Raw genomic sequence first — 1519 nt, 5'->3', positions numbered from 1 at the left:
AGTTCGGTGAAGGTGCCGACCCCCGCCTTGTAACGTCCGCGCGCGATCTCGAGCGAGTGCTGCGCATCGGTGAGCAGATCCTTCGAATTGCCCAGGTTCGCGGTGTCGGTCTGCAGGCTCTGATAGCTCTTCCACACGTCGAGCGATACCTGCAGCTCGGTGTTCTGCACATCCGCTTCCTGTGCGTCGGCCTGTGCTTGCGCTTGCGCGGTGCGATAGCCGGAGGCGAAGCCTTCGAACAGCGGGATCGTTACCTGGATGCCGATGGTGCTGCCTCGGCTGTTGGCGATCTTGTAGTTCTGGAACGGGTTCGACGAGGGTTGTTGCTGGTATGACGGATTGTTCTGGGTCAGGCTACCTATCAGCGAGATCGTCGGCCGGCCCTGAGCGCGCACTGCATCGACATTTGCGCGCGCAGCTTCGAGCTTTGCCCTGGCGGCCACCAGTTTCGGTTGCCGTGCTTTCGCCTCGTCGATCAATTGATCGATCCCTTCGGAGAATTCGGTATTGTCCGCCGTTGGCTCGGATGCTGCGATTCGTACCGGTGTGTTCGCATCGAGTCCCATCGCGGCGGCGAGTGTGCCGGCTGCCGAACGCTCGTCGCCCTCGGCGCTCACTCGATCGAGCAACGCGCGGCGGTAGGTCGTCTGTGCCTGTAGCTGGTCGCTCAGCGTACCCGCTCCAGCGCCATGCTTTGCGCTGGCTTCGGCAAGGCTTTCCTTCGCGATGTTTTCCGACTGCCGTGCCGCATCGACCGACGCTTGCGCATCGCGTACCGCGTAAAAGGCCTGCGCCGCGTTGAAGAACACGGTCTGCAACGCGTCGTCCTGCGTGGCATTGGCGGCGGCGAGAAGCTGGCGTGCCTGACGCAGCGCGGCACTACGCTTGCCGAAATCGAACAACACCCAACTCAGGTTCAGCATCCCGTACTTGCTGGATGAGTTTTGCGATTGCGGGAACGAGACGCCCAGGCTGGGATAGTCGTAGGTTGTTCGCAGCGTATCCCGCTGAACCCCTCCCGTCGCATTGAGCGTGGGCAGATAGGCGGCTTCGCTGACCCCGACGGCGGCGGCCTGCGCGCGGGCGTTCGCCCACGCCTGCCGCGTCTGCGGATTCGCGCAGACTGCCTGCAGGATCGCATCCTCCAGTTCGATCGGGCGATCGACCACCTCCGCCACGCAGGATGCGTTCTTCAGCATCGGCGCGGCCGGGGTGTCGGAGACCAGTGTGTGCGTGCGGTAGACGTCGAGCAACTGCGCGCCGGCGGGCGGCGCGCCGAGCAGCGCGGCCGCGCAGGCGGCGATCAGACGGGTGCGGGCCATCGGCATCACCGTCCGGCGGCGGGCTCGCGCTCGGCGGCCTCGGAGGTGGGGGGGACCGCCGGCGAGGGCGCTGACGAGGCCGGCGCGGTGGGTGCCGGAGCGGAAGGCGCGGGCTGCGCTGAAGCGCTTTGCGCCGGTGCGGCTTGTCCGTCTCCGAGCGCGGCTTGCGCGGATGCGGGTTGTTGTCCGGGCGCATG

At 66.3% G+C, this 1519-nt stretch carries 1 protein-coding gene; it reads right to left on the bottom strand.

What is annotated here, in order from left to right; translation table 11 throughout:
• The coding region (locus RZR99_RS32775; RefSeq protein ID WP_407655551.1) for a TolC family protein at positions 1 to 1328 on the bottom strand (1328 nt) is incomplete at its 3' end.
• Positions 1329 to 1519 lie beyond the last annotated feature (191 nt).

Source organism: Burkholderia alba (assembly GCF_034721475.1).
In the GTDB taxonomy this organism is placed as follows: domain Bacteria; phylum Pseudomonadota; class Gammaproteobacteria; order Burkholderiales; family Burkholderiaceae; genus Burkholderia; species Burkholderia alba.
The sequence above is the reverse complement of the archived record's forward strand: the minus strand, read 5'-3'. Positions and strand labels throughout refer to the sequence as shown.